Source organism: Pedobacter sp. HMWF019 (genome assembly GCF_003061025.1).
Classification (GTDB): Bacteria; Bacteroidota; Bacteroidia; order Sphingobacteriales; family Sphingobacteriaceae; genus Pedobacter.
This window is the reverse complement of record NZ_QAIL01000131.1, coordinates 1-2,651: the sequence shown is the minus strand read 5'-3', so window position 1 is coordinate 2,651 and position 2,651 is coordinate 1. Positions and strand designations below refer to the sequence as shown.

Genomic DNA, 2,651 nt, shown 5'->3' with positions numbered 1-2,651 from the left:
ACTCAGGACCGGGCTTTGTAAAAAGCACCGTATACAAAAAAGATACATGCAAAAACTGACGTATACATCAAAGCAACAAGGCCACAAACAAAAACATAAACAATTATAAAACAGCAGTTTAAATAATTAAAAATCTCCATTAACCTTTGGTTACCCATGTATTAAGTCATTGTTAAGCACTAAAACTCAAACTAAATCGTTTGGATAAACGTACTTAGGTTGTCTCCTGTTGGAATGTTTAATTTCTTTCTTAAACGGTATCTCGCAATGCGTAAACTATCTTGAGAAATTCCAAGTAATAAAGCAATATCCTTAGAGGCTAGGTTCATTTTCAACAGTGCCAATAGCCTTATATCATTAGAGGTTAGATCGTCACTGAGCTTTTTAAGCTGATCATAAAAACTTTGATGTACCTGTTCGAATATATTTGCAAATTCTTTCCAATGCTGATCATTGTTAAAACTCTGGGTAATCTGCTGAACAATTTGCTGTAGTTGTTTTTTCTGATCTCGTTTATCATCCTTCACCAAGGCATGTAATTTCTCCCGCACCTCTTCGAGTAGCTGATTATTCTGGATCAGGTTCAATGTATGTGAGGTCAGTTCTTTTGTTTTTAGTTCCAGTTCCTGTTTTAAGCTTTCTTCTTCCAGTTGTTTGTTTCGAAGTTCCATCTCCATTAACTCCCGCTGTGCGTTATACACATCCCTATTCTTCCGGGCTATTAATTTCTCATCCCTGATCTTCAGCCTTTGTCTGCTAAAAATGGTCCAGACTAATATCAATAGCAGTATTAGAACTAAGCCCGTAGCTATTGCGATAATCGTGTTGGTTTTCCTGATGTTTTCCAGACGGACAATTTCACTGTTCTTTTTGTCGGTATCATACAGTACCTGAAGGAAAGAGGTTTGCTGTGTTCCTTCCTTAGAGTAAACTTCCATTGTATATTTCCGGCTAAGCTCCAAATAATCATAAGCACTATCCAGTTGATTCAACAATCTGAAGGTCTTCGCAATATCCCGGTAAGCCGATCCGATTTGATACAGGTTGTTTGTTTTTTGCGCAAGTACAAGAGCCTTCCGTGTTTGTTTCATAGCCTCGCTATATTTACCGGTTTTTCTTAGTATATCGCCCAAATTATTAATCACTTCTATACTTGCTACTTCGTTATGTTCTGTGGCATATAACTCCCTGGCTGTATTAAAACAATGGTAAGCGGAATCATATTTAGCCAGATCTTCATAAATACTCCCCAGGTTCTCATAGATCTTGGCTGTTCCGAATTTATTTCCAACACACTTATATTCCGCAAGTGCACGATTCTGATAAAATGAAGCGCTGTCATATTGTTGGCGTTTTTCAAACAAGTGACCCAAATTACCATAGGTTTCTGCGACGCCAGCTCTATCATTTGATTTTCCGTATAAACTTAAAGCCTGGTTATAATGTTTCCAAGCTTTATCATTTTGTTTATTATAATAATAAAGCAAGCCGGTGTGGTTTAAGGTTGCCGCTAATAATATCGGATTCTTTTGTTCCCTGAATATCTTTTCCGCCCGCTGATAGAAATCCAGAGATTGCGCATAATGTCCTTCGTTAAAACAAATCTGCCCCATTTGTTGCATACAAATCCCGGCAGTAAGAATATCCTTACTGCTCTCTGCCGTTGCATAGAGCTTTCTCAGCAATAAAAAAGCAGAATCTGGAAATTGCCTGCTCAGCTGTTCTGTTCTTTTCAGCAGATTACCACCGTTAATTTGAGCCCTGCCCTGTACAGCATACACTTGCCCCAAAGCAGCCAATATAAAAATAAGCAACCTTAAGTATCGGTTAACCATATAGTAAAAGATTTGATTTTCAATCGAATAATTAACACAAAAGAACCATTTACATGTTACCTTAACATTAACTACACTTAACTTCAGTATTAATTTAATGTTTACAAGGCTCTAAACACGCAAACAGGAGATTTCGGGCTTACAAACAAGTCCGATAAAAATTTTCCCCCTGAAATAGAATACATTAGCCCTTTTCCGCTCCAAAAAATGCATTATCTTATAAAAGTGTGCCTTTTTTATTTACCTTTGCAGCACAGCAAACGGGAAAGTAGCTGTAAGAACAAGGAAATTAGTACTAGTTCTATTTTTTGAAAGACTAAGAAATTAAAATCAATATCAGATTAAAGTTTCTGAAAATATTTTAAAAAATATTTTGAAATTAAAAACAAAAGTTCTACTTTTGCAATCCCAACAACGAAGTAACTCAGTTACTAACTTGTAAATAAAGTTCGGGGTGTAGCGTAGCCCGGTATCGCGCCACATTTGGGATGTGGAGGTCGTAGGTTCGAATCCTGCCACCCCGACTAAAAAAAGCCTTTAAATCTAAGATTTAAAGGCTTTTTTGTTTTTAATCAAATTAATCGCGTAAACAATACAATTAAGGAATAGACACTATTTAAGAAACCTATCGGAAATAACTGGAACGGCTGGGTAACCTTTGTAATCAGCCCCCACATACGCTTTGCTCCCATCCTCGTATACAGAACTTTTATGGCCTAGGTGATGCCATTCTGGTTATATGCACCAGTAAACTGACGCTGTATAGCTGCTTTTAATTGACTCTATTCACAGTATATTCAATTGTGGAGTAAGCCC

The 2,651-nt window shown here is 36.9% G+C and carries 1 protein-coding gene and 1 tRNA gene; one reads left to right on the top strand and one right to left on the bottom strand.

The features are described from left to right. Positions 1-191: 191 nt before the first annotated feature. On the bottom strand, positions 192-1,835 hold the full coding sequence (locus DBR11_RS08175) for a tetratricopeptide repeat protein (protein ID WP_108551444.1): 1,644 nt from the start codon (positions 1,833-1,835) through the stop codon (positions 192-194). Between the two features lie 450 nt (positions 1,836-2,285). Between DBR11_RS08175 and DBR11_RS08170 the strand changes: the two genes are divergently transcribed. Next, positions 2,286-2,359 (top strand) — tRNA-Pro (locus DBR11_RS08170). The last annotated feature ends 292 nt before the right edge of the window (positions 2,360-2,651 follow it).